We start from the raw sequence: 18,354 nt of genomic DNA, 5'->3' as shown, positions 1-18,354 counted from the left end.
AGGACAATTTTCATGTCCTAGCTCCCTTCTTTAATAAAGAATAACGATTAGCTGACACCACTAACCAATGGCATTTCGGATTGTTCCGAAACAACCGTAACATCGGCATCTTGAGCTAATGCTTGTTTAATGAGTTGGTTAATCTGAGCATACATTTCTGGATCAGATTGGTTGATTTCATCACGGGAAGCAACAAACAGTTGACGGATCTGACGTGAATTCAATAGATTCTGGATGTTGGTTGGATCAGTATATAACTGATCTTTGAATTTATTCATAACCGCGTCATTAGAATGAGCTTTATTATATTCTTCAACCTTATTGTTAACGAGTTCAGCAATTGCGGTTGCTGATAAGTTTTGAACTGATTGGTCAATCATGACATCTGAAATCTTGAGCCCTTTGCTTAATTTCTTGAAGAGGTTGACGTTCTTTGTAAGCCCCATCAAAATGAAGTCATGGTTACCAAGGTCTTTGTCGTCCTTTAGAAGATCGCTAATAACCCGATAGTATCTTTCTTGGTCGATTTGCTTTTCCTGGCTGGTTTCGTTATGACCATGATATTGAGCGTTGCCACCGCGGGCACTAAAGTTTAATTCACCACCGCGAATTTCTGTCCCGAGCGCATCCTGAACAGTTGCCGGGTAATGTTCAACGGCCAGAGGGCTAACCCGCTTGTTCTTTAATTGATAAACCTTACTGTTGTCACGATTTAGTTCAAGTAATGTGTAGTCAGCGTTTGGCGCCTCGCTTAAGAGTAACAGATAATCAACAAAATCATCGATATGATAATCGGCTTCCTCAACGCTGGTCCGAATTAGGTAGTAAACCTGTTTACCCGATTTATCGCTAATTAAGGTGATCCCTTCATAAGGTAATTGCTGACGAATCAAATCATTTACTTCATTGATAAATGAATCGATGCCATTGCCAATTTCATTTTGAATTTTCTTCAAAACAGTTTTGACTCGGGTTTGTTCATCGGTGTCATAATTTAATTTCTTTAAATTTAGATTCAATGTAATCACCGGTGTATTCATCTTTGGTAATTTAGCTAGTTTTGAAACACTTGTCATTTCTGCCATTGTTCAACACTCCTTACCTATTGATTATAACTTTTTAGTTCTGTTTACTACCACTTCTAGTATAGCAAATTATCATAGGCGAAGGGTAGAAATTAGCTTGGAAAATGAAAGCGGTTAAAACCAGAGTGCGACAGTAAGCGGTTAACTCCCAGAATATAAGCCAAGCAATCTGATATTCCGGGTTTGAATATTAGATTGCTTGGCTTATATGGCCGGGAGTTGCTTACTGTCGCACGTTTCAGCTAAATAACCAGGCCAACGAGATATTCCTGGTTTGGGAATATTGTTTGCGGGTATATGGCCGGAAGTTGCTGTCTGTCGCACGTTTCGACTAGGTAAAAAGGCCAATGGGATATATTCTGGGTTTGAAATTTCAGGTTTAGGTGTCTTACATGACCGAAATCAGCTCTCATTTCACACTTTTTTTGCTTAATAAAAAGGCCATTCCAAATTGTAATGTTGAATCAGTTATGAGAAGTATCCCTTCACATTCTCGACATTTTTTAGGGGAGAAATGAGTAATCTAAAAAACCACCCAATATAATTAAACCGACGGTAGCTACTAATTAGGCACGATAAAAAGTGCTTATTATTAGTAACCATTTATAAAATCATCCCTAGAGCGAAGTCACGGAGTAATACAGAAAAATCCAAACGTCTAAATCGTTGACTAAACGCCTAATAAATTTTACAACTAAATTGTTAATGCCATGCACATGATTATTAGCAACGATCTAAAATAAAATTTATTAAAATTAGGAGTGTCAAGAAATGGCAATTTTTTCGGCTTATACAAATGATGAAATAATTAATTTTTTGAAACAAAACGCACCGCATGCTGAAATTCATGTTGATGATGAAACGTCAGCCAAGCACACAGCTAATGGTAACGCGGAAAACTCGATTGAGGGTAAAATTTTAGCTTATGTCGCTGTAGGAGACAAAGATGATATTCGTGGTGTGTTGAGGACCGCTCAAAAGTTTCATTTGCCGGTTGTCCCACAAACTGCGGACACCAGTACAGTAATTGGTGCGGATGGGATTAATGATGGCATCATTTTATCAGTGGCTAAGCTTAATCATATTAAAGAAATTGATAAAGATGATTCTTTGGCGGTGGTCGAACCGGGCGTTATTAACCAAGACCTGGATCAAGCAGCCCGGAAACAAGGGATGTTTTACGCGCCTGATCCTGCATCCAAGCCGATGTCTGCAATTGGTGGTAACGTTTCAACTAATGCCGGTGGTCTGAGTGGGGTTCGATATGGTGCGACTAAAGACTCTGTTTTGGGCTTGAAAGTGATGTTAACAAATGGTCAGGAAATTAAGCTTGGGGGTCGAACATATAAACAAGCATATGGTTATGACTTGGCTCAGTTATTAGTTGGTTCTGAAGGAACATTAGGGATCATTACCGAGGTTACGGTTAAGTTATTCCCAATTCCACTTGGAAAAACAATTACTGGGATTGCATTCTTTGACGATATGGCAAAACTGGCGGAGGGCGTTAAAGCCATTCGGAACTCTGGTCTCTATCCGTCAATGTTGGAAGCGTTGGATGGCAAGACAGTTAAGGCACTGGATAATTATGAACATACCAGCTATTCTCAAAGTGACACGTCTTCACTACTTATCTTTAGCATTGACAGTGCCAGTGACTTGAAGTTAAACACTGTCAAAAGGATTCTTGATGAGCAGGGTGCTTGGCACGTCAAGATAACTGACAATCCAGAAGAAGCTAAAGGTTTAATAAAGCTACGTCAGGATATGCTGCCAGCCGTCTTCTCAAATGCCAAGTATTACATTATGGAAGATATGGCAGTCCCATTGTCGAAATTATCGGAAATGGTGAAGTACATTGCTAAGGTTGGCGAGGACTTGAATGTCGATATTTATACAGCTGGTCATGCTGGTGATGGTAATCTTCATCCAAGTTTATTGTGGAATGATCAACCAACGGCGCCTGATCGGGTAATTGAAGCAACTCGCAGAATGTTTAGAAAGACATTGGAATTGGGTGGCACAATTTCAGGTGAACATGCGGTTGGCATGTCAAAGAACCAATGGACAAATGAGGAGTTGGGTGATACGGTCGACGTCTTGCAACATGAAATCAAAAATTTGTTTGATCCGATGGGAATTTTGAATCCGAAGAGAAAAATAAATTAGAGTGCGAAAAGCCGCGGTTAGCTTCCAGAATATAAGCCCCATAACTCAATATTCTTGGTTTGAATATTGAGTTATGGGGCTTATATGGCCGGAAGTTGCGGCTCTTTCGCACGTTTTAGCCAAAGAACACCGACGGTTCGCAATAAAGAAACAGTCAGGCACTCACTATGGCCGGAAGTTGCGGTTCTTTCGCACGTTTTAGCCAAATAACATCACCGATTCGCAATAAGGTAACAAGCAGGTACTTAATTATGGTTTGGGATCTTGTGGCACTCTAAATGTCTGCCAACACGCTTATTTGTTAAAACTTGTGACTTAATTAATTCTATTATTCATAAAAAAGGTTGAGACAAATTTGACGTTTGCCTCAACCTTTTAAATTGATAAAACCGTTGTGATATCCAATCACAAATCCAAGTTATTCTTGATAGTCCATCCGAATGATGACCGGGTCTTTAGTTAAATACTGGCCAACACCAGATAAGAACGTTTGAAAATGGGGTGTTTGATTGTGGAATTCTACCGCATCAGCATCTTGCCAATGTTCAATAATTTCATATTCATTATCAGTTCCTAATTTTTTGAAATGATTATAACTGACATTTCCAGTTTCTGCACGTGATCCTTCAACTAACTTGTCGATAAATGCTTCATAGTCTTTTTGCATACCCGGTTTAACCGTTAATTCAACGTTAATAACTTTCATAGTTGCCCCTCCAATGATTGGTAATTATTTCACTAAATTCATTATACCAACTATAAATTAAAAGTGCTTTAAAAAATTAACTCACCTCTGGGTTAAAAAAGCGGTATACCACAGACCCAACAAAATATTTAAACAAATCGCGGTATTGTTGTGCAGTGATATTCTCCCCTTTGACTAACATTTGATATTTGACACCATATTCAATTGATGTGTGCCCACTATCCCGGAAGCCATTTTTAAAATAAAATGATTGTCGTTTTAAACGTTGCTGGTAATTGGGGGCACTTTTGACGACTTCTTCCATAATTAAAATAAGGGTATCATGAGGGTAATTTTCAGAAATTGATTTTAAGATTTGGGAACCATAACCTTTTGAACGGATCCGATCGTTAACAGCTAAAAATAGAATGTATGTTATTCCCTTATAGGAAATTAGGTAGGTTAGGCCAACAAATGAATCATCATCGTAATAAGCGTAGAAGTTAATATCTGCTTTCTTAGCTCGATATCGAAGAAAGGGGAGCGGAATTCGCTCGGCTTTTGGGAAGGCACGTAAATAAAGTTGTTTTAGTTCATGGTAATCGGTCATTTTCCTGGAAACGTTGATTGCGCGTAGCATATTGGCACCTCAAATTGATTAATTAGAATTGTCTAAAATAAGACGTGGCGATTAAATCCGTTTCATAAAAGTATAACATGCCAGTTAAGTGAGCTGTTGATTTAGGTTTGGGTTATTCATAAATATGAAGGGTCACGCTCAACAATAATTATGACAACATAAAACGGACTCGAGATAAAGTTGCTTTTGTCTTGAGTCCGTTAGTAGTTCTATTGTTAGATCAGAGAAGATGAATTAGTGATAAGTTACTTTAAATCTTTCCACTCCCAGTTACGGATTTCAGGTAAATCGGCACCATTCTTACGAATATAATCGTGGTGTTCTTGAAGCTTGTCATCCATATGTGACGTGAATTCAGAAGATTTATCACCATAAACGTCCTTAGCAGCTTCTTTAGCCAAATGGAATCGATCCAAGTGGTTAAGAACCCGCATATCAAATGGCGTCGTAATATCGCCATCTTCACGATAGCCATGAACATGTAGGTTATGGTTGTGACGGTTGAAGAATAAGCTTTCAATCAAGTCTTCATAGCCGTGGAATGCAAAGATAACCGGCTTGTCCTTGGTGAAGTAATTGTCAAATTCTTCATCACTAAGACCACGTGGGTCAAATTGTGGTGAATGCAATTTGAGCAAATCAACAACGTTAATGAAGCGAATTTTCAAGTCAGGGAATTGTTGATGCAAGATATCAATTGCAGCTAAGCTTTCAAGATTTGGCTCCGTTCCGGCAGCTGCGATGACAACGTCCGGTTCTTCACCAGGCTTAGTGGTGCTTGCCCAGTCAATGACCTTCAAGCCTTGATCGACTAATTGCTCAGCTTCCTCAACTGAATAGAACTGTGGCCGTGGGTGCTTGGAAGCAATTGTAACGTTCAAGGTTTGTTTCATATTCAAAGCTTTGTGCATGACGGCAAGTAAACTATTAGCATCAGCGGGTAAGAACTCACGAATATATTGTGGCTTCTTCTCGGCCAAGTGAGTTAAGATACCAGGATCTTGGTGTGAGTAACCATTATGATCTTGCTGGAATGATGTTGATGATGAGATTAAGTTCAATGATGGGTACTTCTTACGCCATGGTTGTTCGTTGGCTTCACGAATCCACTTGAAGTATTGCGTCAACATTGAATCAACAACTCTTAAGAAGGCTTCATAACTAGTGAAGACCCCGTGACGGCCAGTCAAGGTGTATCCTTCAAGCCAACCTTCATCTTGGTGCTCAGAAAGTTGAGAATCAATAATTCGACCATCAGCCTTCATCCATTGGTCATAAGGATTGTGGATGGGTTCCATCCATTGACGGTTGGTAACAGCAAAGGCTTCCTGCAACTGGTTTGAAGCAGTTTCGTCAGGGCCAAACAAGCGGAAACTCTTTGGATTTGCTTTAATCACATCTCTAAAGAACTTACCTAATTCGACCATGTCTTGACGTTCTTCACCAGAACCACGCTTGGAGTTGTCCAACGCATAATTACGCCAGTCAGGCAAATCAAGTTGTTTTTGATCTTTACCGCCATTGGTAATTGGGTTAGCAGCCATTCGAGAATCACCTTCAGGAACAGTGGCTCTGATTTCCGGTTTCAAAGTGCCATTTTCATCAAATAATTCTTCAGGCTTATATGACTTTAACCATTCTGCCAAAGCATCAGCATGTTCCATGTGTTCTGAGTCAACGGGAATTGGAATTTGATGGGCACGGAATGAACCTTCAATTGGCTTGCCATCCCATGTCTTTGGACCAGTCCAGCCCTTTGGTGCACGTAAAATAATCATTGGCCAAACAGGGCGCTTAGCATCATCAGCTGATCCTTCACGGGCTTTCTTTTGAATCGCGTGAATTTTTTCAATGGCTGAATCCATCGCCTTGGCCATTACAGGGTTAAGCTTTTCGGCATCGTCGCCTTCAACAAATGTTGGTTCCCAGCCCATCCCTTCGAAGTATTTAGTTAATTCTTCATCAGATTTACGTGACAAAATAGTGGGGTTGGCAATCTTAAATCCATTGAGGTTTAAAATTGGTAATGCGGCACCATCGTTAACCGGATTAATGAAGACGTTTGAGAACCATGATGTTGCCAAGGGCCCAGTTTCAGCTTCACCATCACCGATTTCAACGGCCGCAATAACGTCTGGATTATCAAAAATCGCACCAACACCGTGTGATAATGAATAACCTAATTCGCCACCTTCGTGGATTGAACCAGGGGTCTTTGCGTCAGCGTGTGATGCAACACCACCTGGGAAGGAGAAGCGTTTGAATAAGCGTTGTAATCCGTTTTCATCTTGGGTAATGTTTGGATAAACATCTGTGTAACTACCGTCAAGGTATGAATTTGAAACCATCACTTGACCACCATGACCTGAACCTTCAATGTAAAACATGTCCAGACCATACTTCTTAATTACCCGGTTTAAATGTGTGTAAATAAAGTTTTGACCAGCAATTGTGCCCCAATGACCAATCGGGTGAAACTTAACGTCTGCTTTTGTGAGTGGACGCTTCAGTAACGGATTGTCCTGCAGGTACAACTGACCAACAGAAATATAGTTGGCAGCTCTCCAATACTTAGTCATTAAATCGAAGTAGTGTTTTGAGGAATAATCGGTTTCTCTCTCATTTATAGCTTCCTTGCTTTGTGTAGCATTTGCCATATATAAAATACGCCTCCTAAAATTAAACCCAAAGTGTTACCACTTCGCCTATAGGGTAATTCTATAAAAGTTAATGGTCAATCAATTGTGTAAAAATAATGAAAAATTTTTGGAAGTAGGCTTGTGATTGATCATTAATATAAAGAGGGGAGAGCAAGCATCGGCTCATTATTAGTCGGTTAATCGATGTGACGAGTCGCTTGTGCTGATTACAGAAAAAACGCAACTAACTTGAAAACTCCCAAATTAGCTGCGTCTTTTTCTGAAAACAAGGAGATAATTGAACGATTATTGACTGTATTCTAACTATCAGCATGGATATATAGTCACAATACGATCAATAATAATGTAAAAGGAGGATGATTCTTGAGAAGATTTAGGCCATGTAACACATGTAAATTAACGAAGCAAATGCATACGCTTTTGCGGTTTGTTGCTTGGCGATTTGGGTATCTTGCATTTGTTTGTTGGTGTTATTTTGAAGCTTTGGACTTTGTGTCGGTTGACTTTGCATTTCCTCACCTTCTCTGATTTCATTTTACACCAGAATAAGGTTTAACAAAAGATAAACTTAGGGATTCCTAAACTTTTTTTGGCACTCATATAAATCCATGCAAAAAAGCATTTTCGACGTAACTGGCGAAAATGCTTTTTTAAAGGAAAGACTATGAAAAATCCAATTAAAACGGTAACAGCTAATGTCAATGCTTCAAGAAACGGAAAATTAACCGAGGAATCTTCTTAATTCTCCTTGACGTTGAATAATGGCCGTCTTGGTATCATTATCTGAAATCTTAACTAAATCAGATGCCAAGTCAGCATGCTTTTCTTCTTCAGGTGTTTGAGGACCAGCCTTGATGTCAAATTCCTTTTCAATGGCTTGAATATCTTCTTCAACACCACTCCAGGCGGGATTTTGAGCCTTTAAGGCAGTTAGCGCCTTTTCACTAAAGAAGTGGGAAACGTGTTCAAAGTCCTGCTTGATATTTGGATAATATTTTCTCAAGATTTGCATTTCTTTATCATTTAATTTGGTCAAGACACGGCCAACGCCAATGAACTCTGGTGGAATTCCGACTGAGTAAAGTGAACCGGTAAAGGTAATTGCCCGTGGCATCTTGTAGCCATCGACATCACGTGAGTAACCAATAATTCCGACGTGTTGGTGACGATCACGCCGTTTAGGAAAGACGTCAAAAATGTGTTGTAAATCATTGATAAGTGGATCCAATGTGACGTGATATTCTTTAGCTGCTTTTTCAGCAATCTCTAGTAAAGTATCCTGATCATCATGGGGAATGAATTCAAATTTGCTCTTTTGAAGACCCTCACGAAGTTTAATAATTGCGGGTTCAACAACATCCAGTGGATAATCATAACGGAACGCTGATTGAATTGTTGCGGTCTTTAATCCAGGGAATTCTTCCAAATATCGGTCAAGCATGAGTGGTGACAGACCACCACGGAAAACGGTACTGCCCATTCCGGCAATTGGGTAAATTGGAATCCCGGATTTGTCTTCAAATTCAGCAAGATGGGTGAGGGCCAATTTATTACCAATAATGCTATTTAAGAAGCCGTTTGAGAGGGCGGAATCTGAACCTGCCAAGAATACTCGAAGATAGCCTAAATCACGGCCAAAATGATCATGATACATATCCACAAACTTTTGAAGAATTTCTGGCGCATTGAGCTGAGACTCGAAACCTTCAAATAAGGGAATCATTCGCAAATTATCGGAATCACTGTGGCCAGTGTTAAATTCTTTTCCCTTATAGTGGGCTAAGCTGGCAAATTTATCTTCCATGCTGATTAATTGGTCAGCAGATTGGGTCATTGGTAAAATTGCTTCAAACAGTGGTCGGTTTAATCCCAAATCAGCTGCGAAATCTTCGGCTGCAAGGATCGTAGTCATCGCCTGCATCAGGCTGTAACCTTTTTCTTCCCAAATATTAGGAAAACGGAACGTTAGGAATTTATCACGACCTAGTGGATGTTTCTTAAAGTATTCATAGTGTTCAGAATATAAACGATCAATAACGGAGGCATCGGCATGTTTGCCTTCCCAATCCCACATATACTCGTCAGCGTCAAGGGTTGAAAAGTTTGCGTAAGCTTCATCAATTTCACGATATGCTGAAACAAATGGATTCTGATGTTGTTTGAAAAAGGGTACTCCTGCGTTATCCGGATGTTGCGTACCCATAATGTTTGGGATTTTTCTGTCCATAAAGAAAGCCTCCTGGTTGATTAAAAGTTGATTATTTGCCATTAATTTTTAATGGAGATAAATCAAAATTTAAATAATTTAAAAATGAATGCCTGAATTTGTAAAATATCAAAAAATACGAACAATTCTGAATAAAACATTCACTTAATTAAGTAATTGTTATAAATATTACATCGTTCCGGTAGATATTACTACCCATTTCGCTGAAAAACAACAACTTTTTGATATTTTAAAAACTTTTTCCGATATGAAAATCAAGGCTGAGAGGGCATCCCACGCAACGCAAAGATCGATAAACCAGCTTTTAGGCGAGAAAAAGCATCCTTTTGAAAAATAAAATAATCTCTAATGAAAAACTCATAATGTGCTTATTAATTATTTTAGCATGGCGGTTTGTAGCCGTGAAAATTTCAAATCTAGGCAAAGCACACCCTGCTGTCCTTCAAAAAAGGATCGCAGGGTGCACAACTTTGCTACTGATATTAAATTAGTTAACAACACATTTGATTACTCAAGCTCTCAAATCGAGTTGGCACTTATCGTGTCACAAAATGGCTACTCAGTCATCAAAATGAGTCACGGTTTCAACTGTATAATTGCCGCTGTTTTTCAATAATTTGGAAACACAGCAGCGTTCCTCCGCTTCCTTTGTCATGGCTTTAGCGGTTTGTGAATCGACGCCATCAATCTTAATTTGCGCATGAACTAAAAATTCATAGTTTGCACGGGCGCCGATGAAGGCAACTTTGACCCGGACAGCAGAGATATGTGGTAACTTTCGTTCGTGTTCAATGGCCTCTAGAGTTGCATCCAGACAAGTACTAAGAGACATTCCCAGTAATTGTTCGGGGTTGGTCCCTGCGTGGTCGTTTAGCGGACTACTGGTCTTGACTTTAATACCATCCGGAACATAAGCGTGACCTTCAAGACCTTCTGAATTGATTGCCTGTGTTTGATACAATGTGTGATTCCAACGTGAATCGTCCAAATGAATTCCTCCTAAGAAAATAAAATGATGTGCTTATTGCTAAATTATAAGCGCTTACACTAAATAAGCAACCTATTGGAGTGTTGAGGAGGACTTGACAGCAATCGAATTTTTATTTAAAATTCAAGGCAATAAAAAATGAAATACGCAATGAAAAGATAAGTAATAACTTAGACAACGTCAAGAGAGCTTGCATTTGGTGAGAGCAAGTCTGCGTCGGTTACAAAAATGGTCTTCGAGCGACATGCTATCGAGCAGTTTGTAAGATAACATTGGGATCCGCCCATTACTGCGGTCGAGTATCAGGTCATTTTGTCGACAATGATACTTGCAGAGTTATTCGGTGTGAATCGAATAAAATGAGAGGTGGTACCGCGAGACTGTTCGCCCTTGAAGTTAATTCAAGGGCATTTTTTTATTGCCAAAAATTCAAATAGGAGTGATCTAAATGACAACTGCAACTAAAATTAAGTTTCCAAATCGCTATGATATCGTGGGAAGTTTTTTAAGACCGGCAAAGCTAAAGGAAGCCCGCGCTGACTTTCAGGCTCATAAAATTAGTCGGGAGGCCTTAACCAAGGTTGAAGACGAACAGATTAGTCAATTGGTGAAAAAGGAGATTGAAGTTGGTTTAAAGGATGTGACGGCTGGTGAATTTCGTCGTAGCTGGTGGCATCTGGATTTCTTTGATGGCCTGAATGGCGCTCATTTTTTCACCCCGGAAAAGGGATATCTCTTTAATGGTGAAGAAACGCGAAAGGGTGGTATCAAGATTGTGGATAGGATTTCTTATAACCCTGATCATCCATTCTTTGCTGATTTTAGTTATTTAAATCAAATTGTGCCTGATGGTGTGACTGCTAAGCAAACGATTCCCAGTCCATCGGTATTCTTCCCCAACAAGGAAGCTGAGATTTACGACGAGCATTACACTAATTTTGCTGATTTCTTGAATGATGTCATTGACGCGTATCAAAAAACAGTCCAACATTTTTATGACTTGGGTTGTCGGTATCTTCAAATTGACGATACATCGTGGGGAATGTGGGCAAGTTTTTCTAAGGAAACCATTAATCCTGATTTAAAACCACTTTGCGAAGCTGCCGTCAAGGCAATCAATGCGATTGCAGATAATAAGCCAGCAGATTTAACCCTTACCATGCACGTTTGCCGTGGTAATTATGACTCACATTGGGCTGGTGCCGGTGCTTATGATCCGGTTGCCGATTACTTGGCTCAACTGCACATTGATGGTTATTTTCTGGAATATGATGACGAACGCTCTGGCGGATTTGAACCACTGAAAAAGATTGCGGATAACGGTCGGCATCAGCGGATTGTTTTAGGCTTGGTGACTACTAAGAAACCTGAATTGGAAAGTGAAGCTTTATTGAAACAACGGATTAGAAAGGCTGAACAATTTGTCCCACTTGATGATCTTTGCCTCTCGCCACAGTGTGGGTTTGCTTCGACCGAAGAGGGGAACCGCCTAACAGCACAAGACCAATGGGATAAATTAAAATTAGTTGTTGATGTAGCTAATCAAGTTTGGCCGAGTTAATATTGGCGAGACGATCAAAAGCGAGACACGAAATGTTTAGCTCCCAGAATGTCAAGGGTATAAATTGATAAAATAGTTATTTAAAAAAGTTCCGTCAGATCAGTTTACAGAAACACTGATTTGACGGAACTTTTGTTTAGAAGCTAAGGCGCTGTAAAATAGAATTCTGAATGCTGTTCCCAATCACACTTTGCCTCTATTACTCTTGATAACTTTTTGGGAAATATTAAATCAGACATGATGGTATTTAATCGATACTTACTTCTTAGTTTTATAAATGCCAAGGATAAAGAAAACGAGGAATAGCGTTAAAAAAATAATTGGAATGGTAATTAAAGGAGTCGTGAAGTAGTTAACCTGATTAGTTATCTTAGTTCCATCTTGCAAAACGTCTGATGTTGAAAGCATTTTAGAAAAAGCATTCATAATTTGTAAGAAAAAAATCGTTAACAAGCTAAAACTGCCAAATAAACTGGATAACTTAAGAAAATACAATTTTTTCACCTACTCATCCTTGATGACATGACCAACATATTTTTACGAAAAGGCTGTGAGGCACGCTTTTGTATTAAAGGTCCAATTATTTAAATGTTCGCTCGCCCAATCGCATATTTTCGTATCGATTACGATATTGCACACTTTATCAATCATTAGCCAAATGAACATCCGGCTGATTATTTTTGATTAGGACCAGTCGTGCTGACAGCTTTATATTCTTTTTGTTTATCTGCATACATTTTTTTAATGGCATCTAAATTGTCGGGTAATGAATAACGCAAGATCATTGACATCTCAGCCATTGAGAACAACTGGTCCGGCAGTTCGATTTGTCCCGCCGCGTTTTCGAATTCGGCAACGACTTGTTCGTCAGTCCAGCCAACTTCTTTTTGCAATCGAGTGATGTCATCAATTGTTGCTTTAGGGATTTTGGCAAAGACGGGATCGCTTACCAGATCAATCGCGTTAAGAACCTTGTGAAAATCTTCGTGTTCTAATAGGTCAGGCAGGCCGGATAATTTGAGATACATTTCACCAAGAATCGTTTGTAGCCGCTCGCCAGGTGTTTTTTTGAAAGCTTTATCAAGTTTTACTTGGGTAAGGAGTGCCTTATCCATCTGAAAATAATCTTTCAAATAGGCGGCTCGATTATAGGCATATCGAACCAACCCATTTAAATATTCCACTTTATTGACAACGTGTTTAGAGTAGCCAGCCTCTTCAACCACGTCAAAATCAATAACCCCGTGCTCAAAGTGATCACCTACCAGTGGCACGTAATTCTCCTGGTCAATGGTCTCTTTACCATTTGGAGTGAGTTCATAAACTTTGGTTGGCTGATAATCTGCGAGTTCCTCAGGTTGGAAATTCTGCAAAATTCGCTGGATTAACTCATCTTTTTTTCCTGAGGTTGAAAGAGATTGCGCTTTTAGCAACTCTTTTAGCTTAGTAACCGTCTGAGATTGTAAACTGTGGTTGTTTTGCTCTTCAATGGTCATTAACCCTTTGTCAATGACACTCTGATATAAATCGTCTGGTTTTTCGTGAAACATGAGGTTCCATTTCATGAGTGGTAATTGGTAAGTGTCGTTTTGACCGTTTAATTTATAAATGGCATATATTTCTTGTTGAGTGATCATTGGGTTACCTCCAAGATTTTAGAATTTAACTAGTGGTTAATCTGGCAGTTAAAAAACAGTGATTGTTGATGAGTTTTAGTGAATTGATTGTGTGTCCTGGAATGATAGCCAGGAAAAGGACTTAATAACTGAGGATTGAAGCTCTTATTAGCTTAACTTTTTTTAAACATCATTGTTTTCGATTCATAATTTATAATGATAAAAAATTCCAGAACAAGTGGCCAGTTGTTTCCATATGCTGTTCGGTAATGACTAAACCGTTTTTATATGTGAGCAAGCAACCCTTATTAATTGGAAAGTACTAATTGTTATTATATCGCAATTGTGATGGGTCTATAAAGCCATTAACAAAATTATTTATCTCGATTCAAGAAAATAGTGGGTCGCTCTTTTCGTTGGTTAACCGCTTTTAAGCGAGATAGATGAATATTCTGTATACTAATGATAAATGGGAGGTATTAGTAAATGAAAATTGCTGAATTTGGGGTTGAAACTTGGTTAAATGTTTGGGAAAAGAAAGCCACTTATGATATCTCACAAAGCACGATTGCGTCAATGACTATGAATGAACTCTTAAACTTGGATGGGCAGGGGGGAGCTTCCTTCTACAAATTGCTTGACCAGCAGAAGATGAATTATGGTTGGATTGAAGGATCACCGGAATTTAAACACGAGGTTGCCAAGTTATATCAGCATGTTGAACCAGACAATATTTTACAAACAAATGGGGCAACCGGTGCCAATCATTTAGCGTTATATGCACTGGTGGAACCGGGTGACCATGTCATTTCCGAATATCCATCTTACCAACAATTATATGATATCCCTAAATCACTGGGGGCAGACGTTGATTATTGGCATATTCACGAAGAAGACCAGTGGTACCCAGACCTTGCCGAATTGAAGAAATTGATTCGGCCAAATACCAAATTAATTTGCTTGAACAATGCAAATAATCCCACGGGAACAGTTTTAAGCACCGATCTTTTGAGGCAGGTTGTCAAGATTGCCAAACAAGTTGGGGCGTATGTCCTGGTTGACGAGGTATATTTACCCTTGGATCATCCGGAAGCCTTTACGTCAATTGCGGACTTATATGACCGGGGGATTGCTACCAATTCTTTGTCCAAAACATATTCGGTGCCGGGCATCCGGGTTGGCTGGACGGCGACAAATCATGAACTTGCTGATTTATTTCGTAAGTATCGCGACTACACGATGATTTGCTGTGGGGTATTTAACGATTTGCTGGCAGTTTATATCTTAAGAAACCGTGACAAAGTACTTGCCCGTAACCGGGAATTAGTTTTAAATAATCTCAAAATTTATCAGGATTGGATTGATTCAGAGCCACGAGCAAGCGTGGTGATGCCCCAGGCGGTGTCGACATCGTTTCCCAAACTAACGGTTCCTGAAGATATTGAGCAATTTTGTATTCGACTGTTAAAAGAAAAGGGTGTGTTATTAGTTCCCGGTAATCGATTCGATGTCCCAGGCCATGTCCGTTTGGGATACTGTGCGCCGGAAAAGACTTTGCGGGAAGGCTTGAAGCGGTTGTCGGAATTTTTACGACAATATGATTAATTGTAAATATAAATAAAAAGTATTTAAGTTAATGTCAAAACGCGTTCGAGGCAAACCGAATTTGCTTCGAACGCGTTTTTAATTTGGTCGAATTGGGATGATTGATTTGATAAACTAAAATCAGACGAGACAAGGCTTATTGTAGTGAAAAGATAAATCGTGTTTTCTATTCCATTACATGGATTGCCGTATAATTAAAGGTAGGAAAGCAGTTTTAAAAGTGATTTTTATGGCAGAAAATGTTAGCGCTTTCCCTAACGAAATCAACTGACATATGATCGTTACTATTTAATTAACAAGCCTATTCTCTGGATATAGTATTAAAGATAGATAAAGGAAGGAAGTGGGTAATATGACGGCAGCTATTCAATTAAAAAATTTATCCTTCGCATATCCCAACAAGCAGGTACTCAATCATTTGAATTTACAAATCCAACCAGGAGAAATCTTTGGCTTAGTTGGTCCAAATGGTGCTGGAAAGACTACGCTGCTCAATCTCATTCAGGGCATCTTAACTTCTCATGATCATTCGATTACCGTTTTAGGCAGCCAGCCAGGAAGTATCATTGTAAAGGAAAAAGTGTCAACGATGTTTCAAAACGATCTCCAAATTAATAATATTAAAGTAAAAGAGTTCATCAAGTTATTTGCTGCTCAGGCAATTAATCCTCAAGATCCCGAAATGGTCATGCGGGATCTTGGCCTGTTAGATATTCAAAATCAATTAATGAATAAATTATCTGGTGGTCAACATCGAAAGGTCAGTTTTGCTTGCGCCATCGTTTCAAATCCACAACTCTTATTTTTAGATGAGCCAACTGTGGGGATGGATGCCCAAACGCGCCAAAACTTCTGGCACTATATTGAAAAATTGCGTCAGCAGAAAGTCACAATTGTGATTACCAGTCATTATCTTGAGGAAATTCAAAAGGTTGCTGATAGAATTGCCATTTTACAAAATGGCCAGTTCAGCTACGTGGGCACATGGCAGACACTTCAAAACCATCGTGACAACGGCCAATTTACCTTTAATACATCACTTGAATTGTCACTGTTTACACATTTACCAGCTGTTAAATCCGCAACTCAAACGGAAACCAACGTTAAGTTAATCAGTAGCGATACCGATTTAACCTTGAAGGCATTATTGCCCTTCATTGATCAGCTGCATGACATCACCATTACCCGTGAATCATTAGAATCGATCTTTTTGGAAATGACAAACAAAGGGGATCACTAATATGAAAACATTAGGATATCAAATTAACTTTAATGTCAAACGGGTTTTTTTACGAAATTTCAGTTATTCATTTTTTACAATTTTAATGCCGATTGGTTTCTTTATTCTATTCACAAAAGTTCTGATTTCGGGAAACAACGTTCAGAAATTGATTTTTGCCAAACAATATCTCGGCAGTATGATCGTATACAGTGTCCTGATTAACGCCATGTTCGGCCTGGGACAAATCATGCAGAGTGACCGGCAGCAAAACTTATTATTGGCATTATCGCTTACACCTAAGGGAACCAAGTATTATTACATTTCAATTGGGATTATTATGTCACTGGTTAATATGCTTTCAATTATTTTGATGCAGATTGTCGGAAAGTTGACGTGGAATATTAATCTCTCGTTAACGGAATCTGTCAGTATGATCGTCATTGCCATTCTTGGTACGTTGCCGATTATGGGGCTGGGTGTTCTTTCCTCATTCGCCAAAACACCTCAACTAACAAGTATTATTGCAAATTTGACCGTATTTCCGCTAGCTATTATCAGTGGTTTGTGGTGGCCGATTTCAATGATGCCAAATTGGGTTCAGTCCATTGGCAAAGTAACACCAACTTACCTTACCAGTAAAATGATCAATCTTGCGATCAATAATCAATCTCTGCCGACTGCTGACATTATGGGAATCCTTATTTGGACGATCATTGTATTAGTGCTGCTTTTTGTACTGATCAAAGTGGTCCAAAAGAGTGGGGAACTGAAAAATGGTTAAGGGATGACAGCATTGTTTAAAAGTTACGGGTATTTATCAATTTAGCTATTTTTACCACCAATTATTTCGAAGAACTTTTTATACGTTTTGCCCAAATTGTTTATATCACAACTAACAGCTGCCATTATTAGTTTGCTCTCTATTATCATTTATAATTATTTGCGAGGTGAGACGGCCAAAATGAGATGTCGAATCATTAGATTTTTCAGTAAAAAGGCAAAATTTGAGATCAATGCAATGAAATGCGGTAATAAAAAAGCTAGAACAGTTTACCTGCCTAGCTTTTTTATTACCGCATTTTTGAAACATCAAAATGACTATTATCCGAGTGCAATTTCATGATCCGTGTGTTTACCGGTAATTAACGCTAAAGTGTCATCTAACGATTGTTTCACCATATTTTCAACGGCAATATCTGTGTAGAAGGCAACGTGTGGGGTTAAAAAGACATTATCAAATGATTTTAGCTTCGTGTAAGCTTTCAGCGGAATATCTGGTTGACCCTCAAATGTTTGGTTAAAAATTTGAGTTTCGTTTTCAATGACATCCAAACCGGCACCTGCAAGTTGTTTATCCTCGAGCGCATTAATAAGCGCGTCTGTATCGACAACCGGTCCCCGTGAACAATTGATAAATAACGTCGTTGGCTTCATTTGATCAAACTGGGGTTTGCCAACCATATGGTAATTATCTTCACTCATGTAAACGTGCATGGTGATCAAATCAGCCTTTTGATAAATTTCTTCCTTAGTAGTATAGGTTAGGATATCTCGCAAGTCATCATTTTCTTTGAGATCATTACCAAGAACCGTTGCGCCCAAGTCATGAAAAATCCGGGCAACGGTACTGCCGATTCGACCAACACCAATAATCCCCACCGTTAATTGGGGAATTTCTTTCGAGCGCAACCCAGTAACGATATAATCATTTTTTCGAATTCGTGACTGAAATTGTGGAATATGGCGTAACAGATTCATCGCATGGGTTAAAGTCATTTCAGCAACAGCTTCTGGGGAGTATGATGGCACGTTGGTAATGGTTAGGCCATTTTCTTTTGCCCTTGAATTTACACTTTAAGTGCAACACTAATTAAATAAAGAATGGCCCATGGCCAA

At 39.0% G+C, this 18,354-nt stretch carries 14 protein-coding genes, 1 pseudogene and 1 other annotated feature; of the genes and pseudogenes, 5 read left to right on the top strand and 10 right to left on the bottom strand.

The annotated features are described in order from the left end of the window. Positions 1-47: 47 nt before the first annotated feature. Positions 48-1,085, bottom strand: coding sequence for a baeRF6 domain-containing protein (locus FC85_RS12980; RefSeq protein ID WP_057865944.1), 1,038 nt, complete (start codon positions 1,083-1,085; stop codon positions 48-50). Between the two features lie 771 nt (positions 1,086-1,856). Here FC85_RS12980 and FC85_RS12975 point away from each other — a divergent pair. Continuing rightward, a complete protein-coding gene (locus FC85_RS12975) occupies positions 1,857-3,254 on the top strand; it encodes an FAD-binding oxidoreductase (protein WP_057865943.1) in 1,398 nt (465 codons plus the stop codon). Between the two features lie 418 nt (positions 3,255-3,672). Here the strand turns inward: FC85_RS12975 and FC85_RS12970 are convergent, their stop codons facing one another. From FC85_RS12970 to FC85_RS12950, 6 genes are all read right to left on the bottom strand, one after another. Next, the gene (locus FC85_RS12970; protein WP_057865942.1) at positions 3,673-3,960 is read right to left on the bottom strand and encodes a putative quinol monooxygenase; all 288 of its coding nucleotides are present in this window, start codon (positions 3,958-3,960) and stop codon (positions 3,673-3,675) included. Positions 3,961-4,036: 76 nt separating this feature from the next. Next, positions 4,037-4,579, bottom strand: a complete 543-nt coding sequence (locus tag FC85_RS12965; RefSeq protein ID WP_057865941.1) for a GNAT family N-acetyltransferase — start codon at positions 4,577-4,579, stop codon at positions 4,037-4,039. Between the two features lie 245 nt (positions 4,580-4,824). Beyond that, positions 4,825-7,236, bottom strand: coding sequence for a phosphoketolase family protein (locus tag FC85_RS12960; RefSeq protein ID WP_057865940.1), 2,412 nt, complete (start codon positions 7,234-7,236; stop codon positions 4,825-4,827). A 376-nt stretch (positions 7,237-7,612) separates the two neighbouring features. Next, a complete protein-coding gene (locus tag FC85_RS15770) occupies positions 7,613-7,750 on the bottom strand; it encodes a hypothetical protein (protein ID WP_157051294.1) in 138 nt (45 codons plus the stop codon). A gap of 210 nt (positions 7,751-7,960) precedes the next feature. Then, positions 7,961-9,466: a phosphoenolpyruvate carboxylase gene (gene ppcA, locus FC85_RS12955; RefSeq protein WP_057865939.1), complete on the bottom strand. Its 1,506-nt coding sequence runs from the start codon at positions 9,464-9,466 to the stop codon at positions 7,961-7,963. A gap of 559 nt (positions 9,467-10,025) precedes the next feature. After that, positions 10,026-10,454: an OsmC family protein gene (locus FC85_RS12950; RefSeq protein ID WP_057865938.1), complete on the bottom strand. Its 429-nt coding sequence runs from the start codon at positions 10,452-10,454 to the stop codon at positions 10,026-10,028. A 141-nt stretch (positions 10,455-10,595) separates the two neighbouring features. After that, positions 10,596-10,849, top strand: a binding site (T-box leader). A gap of 53 nt (positions 10,850-10,902) precedes the next feature. On the opposite strand from FC85_RS12950, the gene FC85_RS12945 reads away from it, so the two are divergent. Next, positions 10,903-12,015, top strand: coding sequence for a 5-methyltetrahydropteroyltriglutamate--homocysteine S-methyltransferase (locus FC85_RS12945; RefSeq protein ID WP_057865937.1), 1,113 nt, complete (start codon positions 10,903-10,905; stop codon positions 12,013-12,015). Between the two features lie 258 nt (positions 12,016-12,273). Here FC85_RS12945 and FC85_RS12940 read toward each other — a convergent pair whose 3' ends face one another. Both FC85_RS12940 and FC85_RS12935 read right to left on the bottom strand, forming a co-directional pair. Next, positions 12,274-12,519, bottom strand: a complete 246-nt coding sequence (locus FC85_RS12940) for a hypothetical protein (RefSeq protein ID WP_057865936.1) — start codon at positions 12,517-12,519, stop codon at positions 12,274-12,276. A 170-nt stretch (positions 12,520-12,689) separates the two neighbouring features. Continuing rightward, positions 12,690-13,652, bottom strand: coding sequence for an SAP domain-containing protein (locus FC85_RS12935; RefSeq protein WP_057865935.1), 963 nt, complete (start codon positions 13,650-13,652; stop codon positions 12,690-12,692). Between the two features lie 465 nt (positions 13,653-14,117). Here FC85_RS12935 and FC85_RS12930 point away from each other — a divergent pair, with 465 nt between their 5' ends. From FC85_RS12930 to FC85_RS12920, 3 genes are all read left to right on the top strand, one after another. After that, complete coding sequence (locus FC85_RS12930; RefSeq protein WP_057865934.1) at positions 14,118-15,236, top strand: aminotransferase; 1,119 nt, start codon at positions 14,118-14,120, stop codon at positions 15,234-15,236. Positions 15,237-15,588: 352 nt separating this feature from the next. Further along, positions 15,589-16,476 carry an ABC transporter ATP-binding protein gene (locus FC85_RS12925; RefSeq protein WP_057865933.1) on the top strand — a complete coding sequence of 296 codons (888 nt, stop codon included), beginning with the start codon at positions 15,589-15,591 and terminating at the stop codon, positions 16,474-16,476. Position 16,477: 1 nt separating this feature from the next. Continuing rightward, the gene (locus FC85_RS12920; protein ID WP_057865932.1) at positions 16,478-17,239 is read left to right on the top strand and encodes an ABC transporter permease; all 762 of its coding nucleotides are present in this window, start codon (positions 16,478-16,480) and stop codon (positions 17,237-17,239) included. A 320-nt stretch (positions 17,240-17,559) separates the two neighbouring features. Here the strand turns inward: FC85_RS12920 and FC85_RS12915 are convergent. Further along, positions 17,560-18,297, bottom strand: a pseudogene (locus tag FC85_RS12915) (NAD(P)-dependent oxidoreductase); the annotation flags it as partial. Between the last annotated feature and the right edge of the window lie 57 nt (positions 18,298-18,354).

This window comes from Lentilactobacillus diolivorans DSM 14421, from assembly GCF_001434255.1.
In the GTDB taxonomy this organism is placed as follows: domain Bacteria; phylum Bacillota; class Bacilli; order Lactobacillales; family Lactobacillaceae; genus Lentilactobacillus; species Lentilactobacillus diolivorans.
Note: the sequence above shows the minus strand (reverse complement) of the source record. Positions and strands in the feature narration are given on the sequence as shown.

What these genes read in the sequence shown, in the direction of transcription:
- FC85_RS12980 (WP_057865944.1), bottom strand. Translation starts at nt 1,085, where the DNA reads ATGGCAGAAATGACAAGTGTTTCAAAACTAGCTAAATTACCAAAGATG.
- FC85_RS12975 (WP_057865943.1), top strand. Translation starts at nt 1,857, where the DNA reads ATGGCAATTTTTTCGGCTTATACAAATGATGAAATAATTAATTTTTTG.
- FC85_RS12970 (WP_057865942.1), bottom strand. Translation starts at nt 3,960, where the DNA reads ATGAAAGTTATTAACGTTGAATTAACGGTTAAACCGGGTATGCAAAAA.
- FC85_RS12965 (WP_057865941.1), bottom strand. Translation starts at nt 4,579, where the DNA reads ATGCTACGCGCAATCAACGTTTCCAGGAAAATGACCGATTACCATGAA.
- FC85_RS12960 (WP_057865940.1), bottom strand. Translation starts at nt 7,236, where the DNA reads ATGGCAAATGCTACACAAAGCAAGGAAGCTATAAATGAGAGAGAAACC.
- FC85_RS15770 (WP_157051294.1), bottom strand. Translation starts at nt 7,750, where the DNA reads ATGCAAAGTCAACCGACACAAAGTCCAAAGCTTCAAAATAACACCAAC.
- ppcA (WP_057865939.1), bottom strand. Translation starts at nt 9,466, where the DNA reads ATGGACAGAAAAATCCCAAACATTATGGGTACGCAACATCCGGATAAC.
- FC85_RS12945 (WP_057865937.1), top strand. Translation starts at nt 10,903, where the DNA reads ATGACAACTGCAACTAAAATTAAGTTTCCAAATCGCTATGATATCGTG.
- FC85_RS12935 (WP_057865935.1), bottom strand. Translation starts at nt 13,652, where the DNA reads ATGATCACTCAACAAGAAATATATGCCATTTATAAATTAAACGGTCAA.
- FC85_RS12930 (WP_057865934.1), top strand. Translation starts at nt 14,118, where the DNA reads ATGAAAATTGCTGAATTTGGGGTTGAAACTTGGTTAAATGTTTGGGAA.
- FC85_RS12925 (WP_057865933.1), top strand. Translation starts at nt 15,589, where the DNA reads ATGACGGCAGCTATTCAATTAAAAAATTTATCCTTCGCATATCCCAAC.
- FC85_RS12920 (WP_057865932.1), top strand. Translation starts at nt 16,478, where the DNA reads ATGAAAACATTAGGATATCAAATTAACTTTAATGTCAAACGGGTTTTT.